The 14629-nt window shown below is 63.0% G+C and carries 18 protein-coding genes and 1 riboswitch; of the genes, 7 read left to right on the forward strand and 11 right to left on the reverse strand.

Annotated elements, in window-relative coordinates:
• Window positions 1-3: 3 nt before the first annotated feature.
• The 7 genes from JQ558_RS34485 to JQ558_RS34515 form a co-directional block, all read right to left on the reverse strand.
• Complete coding sequence (locus tag JQ558_RS34485; RefSeq protein ID WP_212296483.1) at window positions 4-900, reverse strand: L,D-transpeptidase; 897 nt, start codon at window positions 898-900, stop codon at window positions 4-6.
• A gap of 18 nt (window positions 901-918) precedes the next feature.
• Window positions 919-1953, reverse strand: coding sequence for an amino acid ABC transporter substrate-binding protein (locus tag JQ558_RS34490; protein ID WP_212273567.1), 1035 nt, complete (start codon window positions 1951-1953; stop codon window positions 919-921).
• 154 nt (window positions 1954-2107) lie between these two features.
• A complete protein-coding gene (locus JQ558_RS34495) occupies window positions 2108-2725 on the reverse strand; it encodes a HutD family protein (RefSeq protein ID WP_212296484.1) in 618 nt (205 codons plus the stop codon).
• 21 nt (window positions 2726-2746) lie between these two features.
• Entirely contained in the window at window positions 2747-3796 is a 1050-nt protein-coding gene (locus JQ558_RS34500) for a malate/lactate/ureidoglycolate dehydrogenase (protein WP_212296485.1), read from the reverse strand.
• 23 nt (window positions 3797-3819) lie between these two features.
• Entirely contained in the window at window positions 3820-4761 is a 942-nt protein-coding gene (locus JQ558_RS34505) for a prephenate/arogenate dehydrogenase family protein (protein ID WP_212296486.1), read from the reverse strand.
• Between the two features lie 7 nt (window positions 4762-4768).
• Window positions 4769-5866: a histidinol-phosphate transaminase gene (gene hisC / locus JQ558_RS34510; RefSeq protein WP_212296487.1), complete on the reverse strand. Its 1098-nt coding sequence runs from the start codon at window positions 5864-5866 to the stop codon at window positions 4769-4771.
• Between the two features lie 30 nt (window positions 5867-5896).
• Entirely contained in the window at window positions 5897-6745 is an 849-nt protein-coding gene (locus JQ558_RS34515) for a chorismate mutase (protein ID WP_212273563.1), read from the reverse strand.
• 161 nt (window positions 6746-6906) lie between these two features.
• Window positions 6907-6986, forward strand: a riboswitch (SAM riboswitch).
• An 87-nt stretch (window positions 6987-7073) separates the two neighbouring features.
• Between JQ558_RS34515 and JQ558_RS34520 the strand changes: the two genes are divergently transcribed.
• Together JQ558_RS34520 and metW are read left to right on the forward strand one after the other, a co-directional pair.
• Window positions 7074-8276 carry a homoserine O-acetyltransferase gene (locus tag JQ558_RS34520; protein ID WP_212213626.1) on the forward strand — a complete coding sequence of 401 codons (1203 nt, stop codon included), beginning with the start codon at window positions 7074-7076 and terminating at the stop codon, window positions 8274-8276.
• 1 nt (window position 8277) lies between these two features.
• Window positions 8278-8946: a methionine biosynthesis protein MetW gene (metW, locus tag JQ558_RS34525; RefSeq protein WP_212213628.1), complete on the forward strand. Its 669-nt coding sequence runs from the start codon at window positions 8278-8280 to the stop codon at window positions 8944-8946.
• A 92-nt stretch (window positions 8947-9038) separates the two neighbouring features.
• Here metW and JQ558_RS34530 read toward each other — a convergent pair whose 3' ends face one another.
• The gene (locus tag JQ558_RS34530) at window positions 9039-9908 is read right to left on the reverse strand and encodes an alpha/beta fold hydrolase (RefSeq protein WP_212296488.1); all 870 of its coding nucleotides are present in this window, start codon (window positions 9906-9908) and stop codon (window positions 9039-9041) included.
• Between the two features lie 240 nt (window positions 9909-10148).
• Here JQ558_RS34530 and JQ558_RS34535 point away from each other — a divergent pair, with 240 nt between their 5' ends.
• The 4 genes from JQ558_RS34535 (at window position 10149) to JQ558_RS34550 (ending at window position 12620) form a co-directional block, all read left to right on the forward strand.
• Window positions 10149-10838 carry a TIGR02594 family protein gene (locus JQ558_RS34535; protein WP_212296489.1) on the forward strand — a complete coding sequence of 230 codons (690 nt, stop codon included), beginning with the start codon at window positions 10149-10151 and terminating at the stop codon, window positions 10836-10838.
• 161 nt (window positions 10839-10999) lie between these two features.
• On the forward strand, window positions 11000-11479 hold the full coding sequence (locus tag JQ558_RS34540; protein WP_212213634.1) for a Crp/Fnr family transcriptional regulator: 480 nt from the start codon (window positions 11000-11002) through the stop codon (window positions 11477-11479).
• Between the two features lie 282 nt (window positions 11480-11761).
• Window positions 11762-12154 (forward strand): hypothetical protein, encoded by a 393-nt coding sequence (locus tag JQ558_RS34545; protein WP_212296490.1) that lies wholly within the window; start codon window positions 11762-11764, stop codon window positions 12152-12154.
• Window positions 12155-12248: 94 nt separating this feature from the next.
• Window positions 12249-12620 carry a hypothetical protein gene (locus JQ558_RS34550; RefSeq protein ID WP_212296491.1) on the forward strand — a complete coding sequence of 124 codons (372 nt, stop codon included), beginning with the start codon at window positions 12249-12251 and terminating at the stop codon, window positions 12618-12620.
• Here JQ558_RS34550 and JQ558_RS34555 read toward each other — a convergent pair.
• Entirely contained in the window at window positions 12617-12919 is a 303-nt protein-coding gene (locus JQ558_RS34555) for a plasmid stabilization protein (protein WP_212296492.1), read from the reverse strand. The two genes, JQ558_RS34550 and JQ558_RS34555, sit on opposite strands and share 4 nt — an antisense overlap.
• Before the next feature lie 70 nt (window positions 12920-12989).
• Window positions 12990-13139, reverse strand: coding sequence for a hypothetical protein (locus tag JQ558_RS34560; RefSeq protein ID WP_212296493.1), 150 nt, complete (start codon window positions 13137-13139; stop codon window positions 12990-12992).
• Between the two features lie 264 nt (window positions 13140-13403).
• Here JQ558_RS34560 and JQ558_RS34565 point away from each other — a divergent pair, with 264 nt between their 5' ends.
• Window positions 13404-13619: a hypothetical protein gene (locus tag JQ558_RS34565; RefSeq protein ID WP_212213640.1), complete on the forward strand. Its 216-nt coding sequence runs from the start codon at window positions 13404-13406 to the stop codon at window positions 13617-13619.
• A 356-nt stretch (window positions 13620-13975) separates the two neighbouring features.
• On the opposite strand, the gene JQ558_RS38010 is transcribed toward JQ558_RS34565, so the two are convergent.
• Entirely contained in the window at window positions 13976-14110 is a 135-nt protein-coding gene (locus JQ558_RS38010) for a hypothetical protein (protein WP_283813689.1), read from the reverse strand.
• Window positions 14111-14629 lie beyond the last annotated feature (519 nt).

Here is a 14629-nt window from a genome sequence, read left to right on the forward strand (position 1 = left end):
CGCCTAACTGACGAACACCACCCGCGTCTCCAGCGAAACCCGGCGGTACAGATCCTCGACGTCGTCATTGACGAGCCGGATGCATCCGGAAGCCACGAGGTGGCCGATGGTCTTGGGCGAGTTGGTGCCGTGGATCAGCAGCCCGGGCTTGTCCAATAGCAGCGCGCGGGCGCCGAGCGGGCTGCCGGGCCGGCCGGCGGAGGCGGCCAGCGCGTCGGCGTCCCGGGCGTTTTGCGCCGAAGACCGCCAGTCCGGCCATTCCAGCTTGTTGGTGACGTGGAAGAAGCTGCCGCCCTTGAGGCATTCCTGCGCAATCCCGATGCCGTAGCGGCGCGCGGAATTGTTGGAGTCGATCAGATAGAGAAAGCGGTTTTCCCGGTCGATCACGATCGAGCCGGGAACCACGGTGGTGCGGTAGAACACCACTTGCCGCTGCAGCGAGAACGGCAGGCCTTCGCCGGTGGAGCCGCCGTCCTCGCCGGCCTTCAGATCGGCCATCACGACGTCCTCGCGCGTGCGTGCCGCTTTCGGCGGTGGCGGCGCAGTCACGCTGGTGGCGATGTTGGCCGGGCCTTTGGTCGCGACATATCCGTACATGAAGGCCGCCAAAGCGATGGCGAGTGCAAGCGCACCGGCGCCGAACGCCCATGGCTTCCAGTTCGCGCCCTCCGACAACACTTCGTTGATTTGAGCGGCGTCGCGGCCTTCCTCGATGGCGACCTCATCCTCGATGCGCCGGATCGCGGCCTCAAGGGCGGCGACGTTTGAGGCGGCGGCTTCGCGGGTGAGGTGGGACGACCTCGTTATGAGGTCATAGGCGTCCTTGTAGATCTTGTCGCGGCCGAGGGTGTCCTTGCCGGCAACGGCCTTGGTCAGCAATGCATAATAATCCACGGTCATGGCCTGACCCCTGAAGAATTATCTGACGGGAGGCGCGTACTGGATGCCGCCCTGGGTCCAGAGCGCATTCAGCCCGCGCGGAATGCTGAGTTGCGACTGCGTGCCGACGTTTCTCTCATAGACCTCGCCGTAATTGCCGACGGCGCGCACGGCGCGCGCGGCCCAGTCATTGGCAACGCCCAACTGCGCGCCGAACTCGCCCTCGGTGCCGAGCAGGCGCTTTATGTTGGGATTGGCTGATTTCACCGCATCGTCGATGCCAGCCTGTTTGACGCCAAGCTCCTCGGCATTGATCAATGAATAGAGCGTCCACTTGACCAGGTTGAACCATTGGTCGTCGCCTTGCCGCACCGCGGGTCCCAGCGGCTCCTTTGAGATGACTTCCGGCAGGATGATGTGGCTGTCGGGCGCAGAAAGTTTTAGACGCTCGGCGTAAAGCTGCGAGACGTCGCTGGTCAGCACGTCGCATTTGCGATCGTCATAGGCCTTGAGGCTTTCCTCGGCGGTGGCGAGCGCCAGCACCTTGAGCGGCATATCGTTGGCGCGGAAATAATCCGCCAGATTCAGCTCGGTCGTGGTGCCGGTCTGGGTGCACACGGTCTTGCCGCCGAGCTGCAGGGCGGTGTCGATTTTGGCGTCGCGGCGCAGCAGAAAGCCCTGGCCGTCGTAATAGGCGACGCCGGCAAACATCAGGCCGAGCGAACTTTCCCGCGACATCGTCCAGGTCGAGTTGCGCGACAGCACGTCGATCGTCTTCGACTGCAGCGCGGAAAAGCGCGTGGCGGCATCGAGCGGCGTGAACGTCACTTTTGCAGGATCGCCGAAGATCGCAGCGGCCACGGCGCGGCAGATATCGACGTCGAAGCCGCTCCAGACGTTCTTGTCGTCCATGCTGGAAAAGCCGAGCAGTCCCTGGCCGACGCCGCAATTCAGCGTGCCGCGTTCCTTGACGGCAGTAAGTGTCTGGGCCCGTGCCGGATCGCCGCTCGCAAACAGCAGGGCCAGCAACGCGATGACGGGAAAGATGATGGGTCGCTTCTTGGAGCCGGACATTTCTTCCCCGCGATCGGTGGCTGCAGCTTCTTCAAGTGGCGGCAAGTTCTTTGGCGGAAGTGATGTTGGCAAGCTAACACAAGTGGCAGCGTTACCAATGTGTTTCCGGAATGGGGGAACTGCGCCGGCGACCGTCATCGTGACGCGTTCCGGATCAGCCGGATGTCCGTGCCACGGGAATAACGCTGGCGACGATGGCGGTGCCAAGCCGGTTTGCGACCGCAAAACTTTCTCCGGCATCGATGCGCATGGCGTGGCCGGCCGAGATCTCGCGGGCCTTGTCGTCGATCGACAGTTCGCAAGAACCTGTCGCGGCATAGATGATGTGAACGCCGGCCGGGCAGGCGTGCGTTGCGCCGCCCAAAAGGCAGCAGAGGTCAATCGCCACGCGCGACCGGTCGCCGATTAGATTGACGACTTCGACGGCTCCGGCTTCGAGCCGGCTGACAATACTGGTTTCTCCGGTAAACCGGACCGGCCTGAACGGCTGCCGGACATCGATCTCTCCAACAGGTGTCCCGAGCACGAGCCCCTCGCCGGAAACCAGCACCAGCTGGCGGTCATAGCCGCTGAGGTCCGAGAACGCGCCCGGCGTCACGATGGCGGTCCGGCTGAAACGCCAGATGATTCCTTCCCAACTTCCGGCTGCGAATCCGGGGAGCATGGAGACGGCGATATCGATCGTGACACCGCCGCCGTTCTTCCAGGGCATATGCCGGTAGCCGGCGGGATCGAGCGCCGTTAGCTGAATCCCACCGGCAGAAGATGTCATTGGATTCGCCCGAACGGTTGCTCAGCTATCGATCCGGATCTGATAGCGCTGGGCGATATCGGACAATTGGCCCCAGGTCGTGTCATCGATCTCGATACCCTCGGCGATCCGCGCAGCCCGCGCCAGCCGCTCGGGCTCACCGGCGACCAGCACCGGCAAATCCTGCTCGGCGGGCTTGGCGGACTTTACCCACGAAATCATGTCGTCGATCTCGGCCATCATGCTGTCGCGCGTCGATAGCCTGATAGGGTCGATCACGATGCTCAGCATGCCGTTGATGATGCCGCGCTCGGGCGGTGTCGATGTGGTGACGCTTGGCGAGCCGACGATAGCGCCGGCCAGGAGTTCGCACACCAGCGCCAGACCGGAGCCCTTGTGCTCGCCGAACGGCAACACCACGCCGCTCGGGTCGGTGTACATGACGGAAGGGTCGGTGGTGGGCTGGCCCGCATGGTCGAGCAATGCGCCATCAAGCATCGGCTTGCCGGCATTATGCGCCACCCGCACTTTTCCCAGCGCCACGCGGCTGGTGGCGAAATCGAGCAGGATCGGCTCGTTGTTGTCGGTGCCGGGAATCGCAATGCAGACCGGGTTGGTCAGGAATCTTCCTTCGCGGCCGCGGAACGGCGCGACGCCGGGTGAACCCGAAGCGACATTCACAAAATGCAGCGCCACCATGCCGGCGCGGGCGGCGATCTCGCCATAGGTGCCGACGCGGCCGATATGGTGCGCGTTGCGCAAGCCGTTGACGGCGACGCCATGTTTCCTGGCCGCCTCGATCGCCCATTCCACCGCCTGGCGCGCGACCACCTGGCCGTAGCCGGCGCGGGCATCCCATACCGAGATGGTGCCGGTGTCGGAGACGATCTCGGGCGCCTGGTTGATCCTGAGCGTGCCGGCGTCGAGGTCGCGCACATAGGCGACCAGCATGCCGACGCCATGGCTGTCATGGCCGCGCAGATTGGCCTCGACCAGATGCTCGGCCACGATGGCCGCTTCCGTCGGCGAACTGCCGCCTGCCGTGACAATTCGGTTGGTAAGGGCAAGCAGCTTCGAATGGTCGATGATCATGCTTCACTCCGTCGTGAGCCGGTCTACTCCGGCTTCTTCGTTAAATTCGCGTGCGGGCGGCCGAAGTCGGGCGCCGCTGAATCCTGGCCGATCTCGACGATGCCGCGGCGGATGGCGCGGGTGCGGGTAAAATGCTCGAACAGCGCCTCGCCGTCGTTGCGGCGGATCGCCCGCGTGAGTTTCGAGAGGTCCTCGTTGAAGGTGCCAAGCATTTCCAGCACCGCTTCCTTGTTGGCAAGGAACACGTCGCGCCACATCGTCGGGTCCGAGGCCGCGATGCGGGTGAAATCGCGAAAACCGCCGGCGGAGAACTTGATCACTTCCGACGACGTCACCTGCGCCAGTTCGTCGGCGGTGCCGACGATGGTGTAGGCGATCAGATGCGGCAGATGGCTGGTGATCGCGAGCACGAGGTCGTGATGATCCGGCGTCATGATCTCGACCTTGGCGCCGAGGCCGGCCCAGAACTCGCGCAGCTTTTCCACCGCCGCCGCATCCGTGCCTTCCGGCGGCGTGAGAATGCACCAGCGGTTGATAAAGAGTTCGGCGAAGCCGGAATCGGGACCGGAGTGCTCGGTGCCGGCGACGGGATGGGCGGGAACGAAGTGGACGCCCGGCGGGATATGCGGGCCCATGTCGCGCGCGATGGCGCCCTTGACCGAGCCGACGTCGGAGACGATGGCGCCCGGCTCGAGGAACGGCGCGATCTCCTCGGCGACCGGTCCGCAGGCGCCGACGGGGATGCAGAGGATCACGAGGTCGGCGCCTTTGACCGCTTCTGCGTTGGTCTCCAGCACGCGATCGACCACGCGCAATTCTTCCACCCGCGCGCGGGTCTTGGCCGAACGCGCCGAGGTGACGATCTCGCCGGCGAGCCCTTGCGCGCGCGCCGCGCGGGCGATCGAACCGCCGATCAGGCCGAAGCCGATCAGCGCGACGCGTTTGAACAGAGGTTCAGTACTCACTTGATGCTCACTTGCCCGCCATAAAGTCTTTGAGGCCATCGACGACGAGGCGGTTGGCCTCTTCGGTGCCGATGGTCATGCGCAGCGCATGCGGCAGGCCGTAATTGTTCAGCGCCCGCAGCACCAGCCCGCGTCTGGTCAGATACGCATCGGCATCCGCCGAGGTCTTGCCCTTTTCCTGCGGAAAATGGATCAGCACAAAATTCGCCACGCTCGGCGTCACCTTCAGCCCGAGCTTGGAAATTTCTTCTGTCAGCCAGTTGCGCCAGTGCTCCGTGAATGTCTTCGACATCTGGACATGCGCGGTGTCCTCGATCGCCGCCACCGCCGCCAGCATCGCCGGCGTCGAGACGTTGAAGGGCCCGCGAATCCGGTTGACGGCGTCGACGATGTTGGCCGGGCCGAACATCCAGCCGATCCGCAACGACGCCAGCCCGTGAATCTTGGAGAAGGTATGCGTCACCACGGTGTTTTCGGTGGTCGCCACCAGCTCAATGCCGAGCTCGTAATCGTTGCGCGACACGTAATCGGCATAGGCGGCGTCGAGCACCAGCAGCACGTGATCAGGCAGTCCGGCGCGCAGCCGCTTGACCTCGTCGAACGGAATGTAGGTTCCGGTCGGGTTGTTCGGATTGGCGAGCCAAACCATTTTGGTGCGCGGCGTTACCAGCTTCAGGATCGCATCGACATCGGCGGTGAAATTGGTCTCGGGCGCGACGACATTTTTGGCGCCGTTCGCCATGGTCGCGATCGGGTACACCAGGAAGCCGTGGCTGGTCGAGATCGCCTCGTCGCCCTGCTTGAGATAGGTGTGCGCCAGCAAATTGAGGATTTCGTCCGAACCGGCGCCGCAGATGATGCGGTTCGGATCGAGCCCGAAGACGCGGCCGATCGCCTCGCGTAGCACGCGCGACGTGCCTTCCGGATAATCCTCCAGATGACCGGCCGCTTCCCTGTAGACCGCCATCGCCTTCGGCGACGGGCCGAACGGAGTCTCGTTGGCGGAGAGCTTGAACACCTTGCGGCCGGGCTCGGCCACCGGGCTCTTGCCGGGGGTGTAGGGCGCAATATCGAGAATGCCGGGGTTCGGCACGGGGCGGGACATCTTCTGGCTCCGGATCGTAGGGCGTCTATTTTAGGATTTGGCCGCCCCGTTCGGGGGCACCGTATAGCGTGTTGCGTGGCTGCCGACGAGGGCTGCGGAGCGCACCGACGCGCCGGTCTCGATCAGGGCGGTTTTGATCTTCTCAAGTCCGATGCCTGATATCGACACCAGCAGCGCGGCGCCGTCGAAGGCGGTATCGGGTACGGCGACGATGTCGGCAAGCGGCGCCAGCGCGCGCGCAATCTCGGCGTTCCAGCCGGAGACGCGCACGCTCCAGGTCTCGACTTCGGTCACCATGGCGTTGTCGGCGACGCGCGAGACGACGAACACCGGCAACGCCGCCGGATGGTCGGCGCGTTCGAGGAACGGCACCCGCGCGATGATCTTCGGCGCGCCGGCAGCCTCGAGTTCGATCCACCACGGCGTGCGGCTCGACGTCGCCGAGACCAGCGCCAGGTCGCCCTTCGATTTCGCCACCGCTTCAACCGCGGCCTGCGCGCTGAAATGCGCGACGTATGGCACCACGAAGCCGAAATGAAACCGCGCCGAATCCCGCATCGCGGATTCGCCTACCGAGACGTCCGCATGCACCGAGAACGGCGCCTGGACGTAGGTGAAGGTCGAGATGATGACGCGCCAGATGCTCTCGATGGTGTCGATCGGGAGGATGCCGCGGTGACGCTCCACCAGCCGCCGCATCATGTCGGCCTCGCGCGCCGGGCGGAACGCAGAGCCGACCTCCTGGGTCTCTTTCACCTGGATCAGCCGATCGATGATGTCGCCACGCGCCATCAGCAGGCGGTGAACCTGCTCGTCGATGCTGTCGATCTCCTGGCGCAGCACCGCGAGCGAAGGCGGGGCGGGGGGTGCTTTGGACATGTTCTAGCCTTTAGCGCCGGGGGGCGAAATCACCGGCAAATACAAGGGCATTGATTAGGAAAGACGGCCGCCGAAAGCAAAGAGAAACATCGGCAATGATGGCGCGCCCGGCCGGTTAACCACGGCCCGCCTTGACGAAAAGCTCCCTTCGGACTAGCTTTAGCCCATTCCGTGGTCATTTGAGCCGGCCGGCTTGCAGCCACGTTAAACAACTCGCTAAACAGGCCGGGGACAGAAGTGATCCCGGTCGAACCTTTGTTCAGGCCGGGTTTTTTTATGGCCTGATTTCTGTCCGGGAGGACCTCAGCTTTCGAGGTCGGTGGCCGAGATGACAAACGTTCAGTCGATACCAAGCCCCTCCATCCACAATGAGGATCGGGCCCATGAGGCGGATCATCCGACCTCGCAGGTCGCGAAGTTCGGCGCTGACCAGCCGCTCAAGCTCGATTGCGGCGTCGACCTGGCGCCGTTCCAGATCGCCTACCAGACCTATGGCGAGCTGAATGCGGACCGCTCCAACGCCATCCTGGTTTGCCATGCGCTGACCGGCGATCAGCATGTCAACAATGCGCACCCCGTCACCGGCAAGCATGGCTGGTGGGACACCATGGTCGGCCCCGGCAAGCCGCTAGACACCAACCTCTACTTCATCATTTGCAGCAACGTGATCGGCGGCTGCATGGGCTCGACCGGCCCGGCCTCGACCAACCCGGCGTCAGGCAAATTGTGGGGCCTCGATTTCCCGATCATCACCCTTCCCGATATGGTGCGCGCGCAGACCATGCTGATCGATCGTCTCGGCATCGAGACGCTGTTCTGCGTGGTCGGCGGCTCGATGGGCGGCATGCAGGCGCTGCAATGGACCGCGGCATATCCGGCGCGCGTGTTCTCGACACTGGCGATCGCATGTTCGACGCGCCACTCGGCGCAGAACATCGCATTCCATGAGCTTGGCCGGCAGGCCGTGATGGCCGATCCGGATTGGCGCGGCGGCCGCTATTTCGAACATGGCACGCATCCGCATCGCGGCCTCGGCGTCGCGCGGATGGCCGCGCATATCACCTATCTCTCCGACGCCGCCCTGCACCGCAAGTTCGGGCGGCGGATGCAGGACCGCGAGCTGCCGACGTTTTCGTTCGACGCGGATTTCCAGGTCGAAAGCTATCTGCGCTATCAAGGCTCGTCGTTCGTCGAGCGCTTCGACGCCAACTCCTATCTCTATCTGACGCGCGCGATGGATTATTTCGACATCGCCGCCGACCATGGCGGCGTGCTGGCCAAAGCGTTCAGCGGCATCCAGACCCGCTTCTGCGTGGTGTCGTTCACGTCGGACTGGCTGTTCCCGACCGCGGAATCGCGCGCGCTGGTGCATGCGCTCAACGCGTCGAGCGCGCGGGTGTCGTTCGCCGAAATCGAAACCGACCGCGGCCATGACGCCTTCCTGCTCGACGTGCCCGAATTCTTCGACATTTCCCGCGCTTTCCTGCGATCCGCAGGCACCGCGCGGGGCCTGAAAACGGCGGGTGGTTGATATGTCGCTGCAGCAACAGACGTTACCTTTCACCGGCGTGGAGCCGCATCGCACCGAAAACCTTCGCAGCGATCATTTGCTGGTCGCCGAGATGGTGCAGCGCGGCTCCAAAGTGCTCGACGTCGGCTGCGGCGATGGCGAACTGCTGCAGCTATTGGAAAGCCGCGGCATCGACGGGCGCGGCATCGAGCTGTCGCGCGAGGGCGTCAACCGCTGCGTCGCCAAGGGCCTTGCGGTGGTGCAGGGCGACGCCGACACCGACCTCGTCAATTATCCCGACGACGCCTTCGACTACGTGATCCTGTCGCAGACGCTGCAGGCGACCCGGCAACCGAAAGTGGTGCTGGAAAACCTGCTGCGGATCGGCCATCGCGCCATCGTCTCGTTCCCGAATTTCGGGTTCTGGCGGATGCGGCTGCAATTATTGGTCGGCGGCCACATGCCGCGCACCGAAAACCTGCCCGCGACCTGGTACGACACGCCGAACATCCATTTCTGCACCATCAAGGATTTCGTGCAGCTTTGCGACGAGATCAACGTCAAGATGGAGCGCGCGGTGGCGCTGGATCTCTACGGCCGCCCGCTGCGGCTGAATTTGCCGTGGTGGTTCTGGAACATGTTCGGCGAGCAGGGTGTGTTCTTGCTGAGCCGGGCGGAGAAGGGGAGATGACGCCGTAGGCGTCATCCCGGGATGGTCCGAAGGACCGGACCCGGGATCTCGAGATTCCGGGCTCGATGCTTCGCATCGCCCCGGAATGACATTTACGTTTGAGGCACCATCGACCTCGCATCCCGCACCGGCCACCTCCCGGCCTCGACCAGCGCGATAAACCGCTCGACCATTTCGTTGAACAGCGCGGGCTCTTCCAGGTTGAGCACGTGGCCTGATTTCGGGAAGAACGTCAGCCCCGCCGCCGGCAAATGCTGCTTCAGGAACAGGCTCGGCTCGATGCAATTGTCGTCCTCGTCGCCGCAGATGATCAGCGCCGGTGTCGGCACGTTGCGGATCGCTTCCGTGAGGGTGTAGATCGAGGGCCGGCCGCCCTGAAAATTGCGCATGGTGTTGGCCGAGCCTTTGGCGTCATGGCGCGCCAGCGCGGCATAGAAATCGGCGTGGCCGCGCGGGTCCTTGACCAGGAACGGAATCCGGCTCGGCGCCTCGCGCGTCACCTTGGCGACCTCCACCGAGCCGATCTTTTCGTACTGCTCGGCATTGGCCAGGCATTGCTTGCGGAAGGCTTCGAGATTCTCCAGGCTCGACCCGGAGCCAACGCCGGCCAGTGTCATTGACAGCGCGCGCTCCGGGGCGTTGAGGCCGATCTGCAGCGACGAATAGGCGCCCATCGACAGGCCGATGAAATGTGCCTTTGCGATCCCGAGATGATCGAGCACGGCGAGCGCGTCGGTATAGAAATGCTCGTAGGTGTAGACGTCCGATGTCGGCGGCACGTCGGAAGGCGTATAGCCCCGCGCGGAATAGGCGATGCAGCGGTGGCCGCGCGAGAAGTAGCGCATCTGCGGCTCCCAATTGGTGTGGTCGGCCGCGAATTCATGCAGGAAGATGATCGGCGTCCCGGAGCCCGCCTCTTCGAAATACAGGCGGACATTATCGCTGGTGACGGCATAGGGCATTTGAGGTTCCTCTTGGTTTTGGCGCGTTCTCCGGCCCCGAAAATTGCAGTTAATGCTCTGGGCCGCAATGCGGCAGCCCGGTTTGTTTTTGGCCATAAAATGACCGCGGAATCACCCCGGAATCGTTTCCGCACCGCCGCATGAAATCTTCCTCTCGCCACAGCCAAAAATTCAAACCGGTCGCCGCGTTCGTTTGTCTACGAACGTTACGGGATTGTGGTGCGTTACAGAGGATCAAAGATGCTTCAGTTGTTTGCGTTCCGCCGGTCGCTCCGTGTCCTTGCGCTGGCGTTGTGTTCGGTCTGCATCGCCGTCATGGCCACGCCGGCCTCCGCCCGGCCCCACCATGGCGCAGGGCGCCACGTCCGCGGCTACCACGCCGGGCACCATGCACGGCATTACGCCCGCCACCATCACCGGAAGATCGCGCGCCTGTCGCGCTGGGAACGCAGCGTCGCGAAAATGCAGGCCGGCGGCTTTGCCGATGCCAACGCCAACGCCAATATCAACGTCACTTTCACGGATCAGAACTCAACCCTCACGCCGCCCGGCGGCGTGATGGCGCCGGTGAGCTTCGGCTCTTCCAATGTCGTCGCTGAGGCGCGCCGGTATCTTGGCGGCAATCCGACCGGGCGCGGCAGCCTGTGGTGCGCCCGCTTCATGAACATGGTGCTGCAACATTCCGGCTATCGCGGCACCGGCTCGGACATGGCGAAATCGTTCGCCAGCTACGGCCAGCGCGTCTCCGGCCCGCAGGTCGGCGCCATCGCCGTGATGACAAGGGGCCGCGGCGGCGGCCATGTCGGAGTCATCACCGGCATCGACGCCAAGGGCAACCCGATCATGATCTCCGGCAACAACGGCAACCGGGTCCGGGAAGCGCCGGTCTCGCGCGGCCGGATCTACGCCTACGTGATGCCGACGAGCTGAAATCGTCGTTGGGAACGAACCACCGGATGGGTACAAACGCGTCGGCGCCGTGCCCATCATGGCCTCGCCGAAGCAAGCCGGCGGACCGCCTCCGCCCTCGCTGAGCAGCCCGTCGGGCCTGGCCCGCTTGCCGCCGCCGGGCGCGCGGGTATATTGGCCCGATGGCTGTCAGCTCCCCAGATCTGAAAGCGTTCCTGCTCGCCACGCCTTTCTTCGGTGGCCTCTCGGACGCAAGCCTCGATCTCCTGATCTCGATGCTGGCCGAGCGCCGCTTCGACGCCGGCGCCACGGTAGTCGCGGAAGGCGAGCCGGGCCGCTCGATGTTCATCGTTCACGCCGGCCAGCTGGTGGTGAGCAAGCTGCTGGAGTCCGGGCGCGTCCTACGCATGACGGGTCTCGAGCCCGGGGACTTTTTCGGCGAAATGACGCTGATCGAAATGCAGAACCGCTCGGCCACCGTCGTCGCGGAGAGCCCGACCTTGCTGTACGAGCTCACGGCCCGGCAACTCTACGCGTGCTACAAGGCCGACATCCACGCCTATGTGATGGTGATGCAGAATATCAACCGCGAGCTTTGCCGGCGGCTCCGCCGTGCCGACAGTCGCATTGCCGAGTTGCAGATGCTTCGCGCCAGTGAATGACGCAGCCTCGCGTGCATCAGGTGGGCTGAGCTAGCTACAGGGCGCAACATCAAGCCTGACGGTCAAATTAAGACTCTCATTTGGTCCGACGGGCAAATCAGGATCCTCGTTTTAGCCCGACGGGAACATCGGAACCTTCGGTCGATCAGAGCGGGAACCGGCGGGCTTGGGCCTGCGCATTGCAGCCGCATTGGTTTCACTGAATGGCCACATCGGAATCAGACCCCAACCAAACTTCGTGGATAAGGAGTCCCTTCAGTCAAACTGAAAAAAGGAGTGAGCATGCGCATCGTTACGGCATCCGTCATCATTGCCGCCCTCTCTCTGGGCGCACCAGCTTTCGTGCAGGCACAGGGAAGCCCCTCGCAATCCCAGGCAAGTCCCTCGCAATCCCAGGCAAGTCCCTCGCAATCCGAGGCACAGCCTTCGCAGTCCAGCACGGTCATCCGGAGCATCCAGGTCGTCGACGTCAAGGATCTGCAGCCGGCGGTGCGCTCGAAAGTCGATGAACTCGTGGCGCAGACCCGCGAGGAAGACATTCAGTCGCTTCGCAAGTCCATCGACGCGACGCCGGAAGCGGCATCCGTGCTCAAGGCCAAGGGCCTGACTTCGTCACAAGTCGTGGCCATCAACATCGCCGACGGCGTTCTCACGATGTTTGCCAAGACGGCTTGAGCAAGACGGGCTGCGTAGCAAGACGGGCTGCGTAGGATGGGTTGAGCACTTCGCGAAACCCATCAACCGCACTAACGCAGTTTGCGAGTAGGTGATGGGTTTCGCTGCGCTCTACCCATCCTACGAACTACGAACTCGCGCCCTGAGAAAGCCCGCCGGGCGTGAATCCGGCGGGCTTAATGGCGTCATCCTGGTTGCAGCGACATCACGCCAGGTATCAAAGACGGTCGCGCAACCCGGTGACCCCGTCGTTTTGAGCGCAATGGTCGCAGCAATAAAAGGTGCCGGCCTTTTCGAGTCCATGCCCGACGATGCGCGTTCCGCACCGCTTGCAGGTTGGTGCAAGGGCAAAAATGGCGCACTCAAAGCTATCGAAAGTGTGCGATTTGCCGTTCATCACGACCTGAAAAGCCTTGTCGTACGAATTTCCGCAGGTCTCGCAACTGGCCATCTCTCGCCTCCTTAAGCTGCACGTCGTTTACGGGTCTGTGCCGCCTGCTTCGCCGACCGGGAGCGTTCTGCCGCCGGGCGTTTCGCGGCGGCCTTTCCACCGAGCTTGCCGCCCTTGCGGGACGGGGCGTGGTCCACCTTCTTGCCCCGCCCGGACCCGCTCTTTTTGCCGCCATGGGTTTCCGCGTTCACGGTAGCCCAGGCCCGCCGCTCGGCTTCGTCGTGGGAAACACCGCGCTGCTCGTAACCGTCCTCGATGTGCTCGGCCTGACGCTTTTGCTTGTCGGTATAGGCAGATTTGTCGCCGCGAGGCATGAATCCCTCCTTCGTTGGTTGATGCAAAAACACCATCGGTGCTGGAGAGTTCCTATCGATGCTTCCGTGCTTAATGCCGCTTGAAATACTGAACGTTGCGTTCATGCTTTTCAGCCGCGGCGCGGGACTTGAACGTGCCGAGATTTCGTCTCTTCCCGGTCTTGGGATTGATCTTGCGGGAATAGAGCCGGTATTCGCCCGAAGCTAATTTACGGATCATGACGTTTCTCCAGAGCCCCCCAAAGCACACTTGTACGATGAACGCTTTGCGCACATGGCAACAAACGGCCTCCCGATCCCCCTGGTTCCCCGCTCGCTGTCCGTCAATCCGGCCGCAAAAAAATCGGCCGGAAATAGGAACGACTTTTCGCCGGGCACGTTGATTGTTCGAGTGATACAACGAGGGAGAAATCCACCGGAAATATCATCTCAAAAGCCCCGTCAGTTACACCTGTAGCTGGCGGGGTTTTGGTTAGGAGGCCCGATGTATGCGCTATTTGAAGGCGACAAGCAGATCGGAAGTGCCTTCGCCACCGAGAAAGAGGTTTGGGAAGCCGCTCTGATAGAGGGGCTTGTGACGGACGTTCCGGTTGCGGATGAGGAAGGCGGTCAGGTGATTCCCAGCGGTTATCACGTCGCCAGGGTCGAGGAGCCCTGCGACCCGCGGCCCGATTGGAAACTTCCGCGCGATATTTCCTGACGCCGGCGCTTTGTGAAATCCACGAGAGCGTTTTCCAGCGAAGTGGACACCGGTTCGGTTAAAGAAAACGCGTCAAAACAAGAATCTGGAGCCCCGTTCCGATTCCATCGGAACGGAAAAGGCTCTAGGATCTACGCAATCCAGTAGATTGCCATTCCGACAGCCACGAGGGCCATAACCCCAGCGGCCAACATCCCGTAGTTCCGCTCTGCCTCGCTCGGCAACGCTTCTCTCACGGCGTCCTCATGAATCAGATCGTGTTTCATAACGCACCTCCAGGTTAAAAACCGAAAGCACGAGTCGCTCCGGCCCTCGAAGCGGCTAACCAGAAACTCCCACCCGACGGCCCAGGCCGTTCACGTCACCAGATCGACAAACACGTTGAGGATCGACACGATCAGCCCGGCTGAAGCAACCGCCGTGCCGAGGTCGACGACCTCGATGAGCGCCTGCCGCTGTTCGTCGTCCAACAGTGAGAAGACTTTGCGCATGATGGTCCTCCACCCCATGCCAACTTTCTGAGCGGCCGCCGGTTCCTTTTGGGAGGCACTATGCCCGCGAACGGGCAGAGCAGCCGACAGAACGACCGACGGCCGCGCCCGGCGTAGCCTTGGCACCCTGTCCGCCGTAGCTCAGCGAGCGAAGGCGGAAGCCGGGACAGATCAATTCTGAGTTTCGGAAATCGTGTCAAGTAGAAAAGTTCTGGAAATCAAAAATATTTCTATTGTCGGCCGAGCCAAATCAGTGCGCATCTATCGCCATCCCGTCCTGGTCAGAAGGGCGTCGGCCGTCGTCACGGACGTTGGGCGGGTTGCGATGGACGCTTGTTTACGCTGAGACGATGGCGTGGATTAAGCGTACGGCAAAACCGTGTGGTCCTGGCGCCCGTTGCAGGCGTCAAGCTGTCGGAGAAGCGCAAGCTGAACCGGCGGTGACGGAGTCAACCAAGAACTCGTCTCCGGGGAGATCACGGCATAAGCCGTAAAGCCATTGCGCAGGGAAGGCCGGGT

This window comes from Bradyrhizobium sp. AUGA SZCCT0160 (genome assembly GCF_018130105.1).
GTDB lineage: Bacteria > Pseudomonadota > Alphaproteobacteria > Rhizobiales > Xanthobacteraceae > Bradyrhizobium.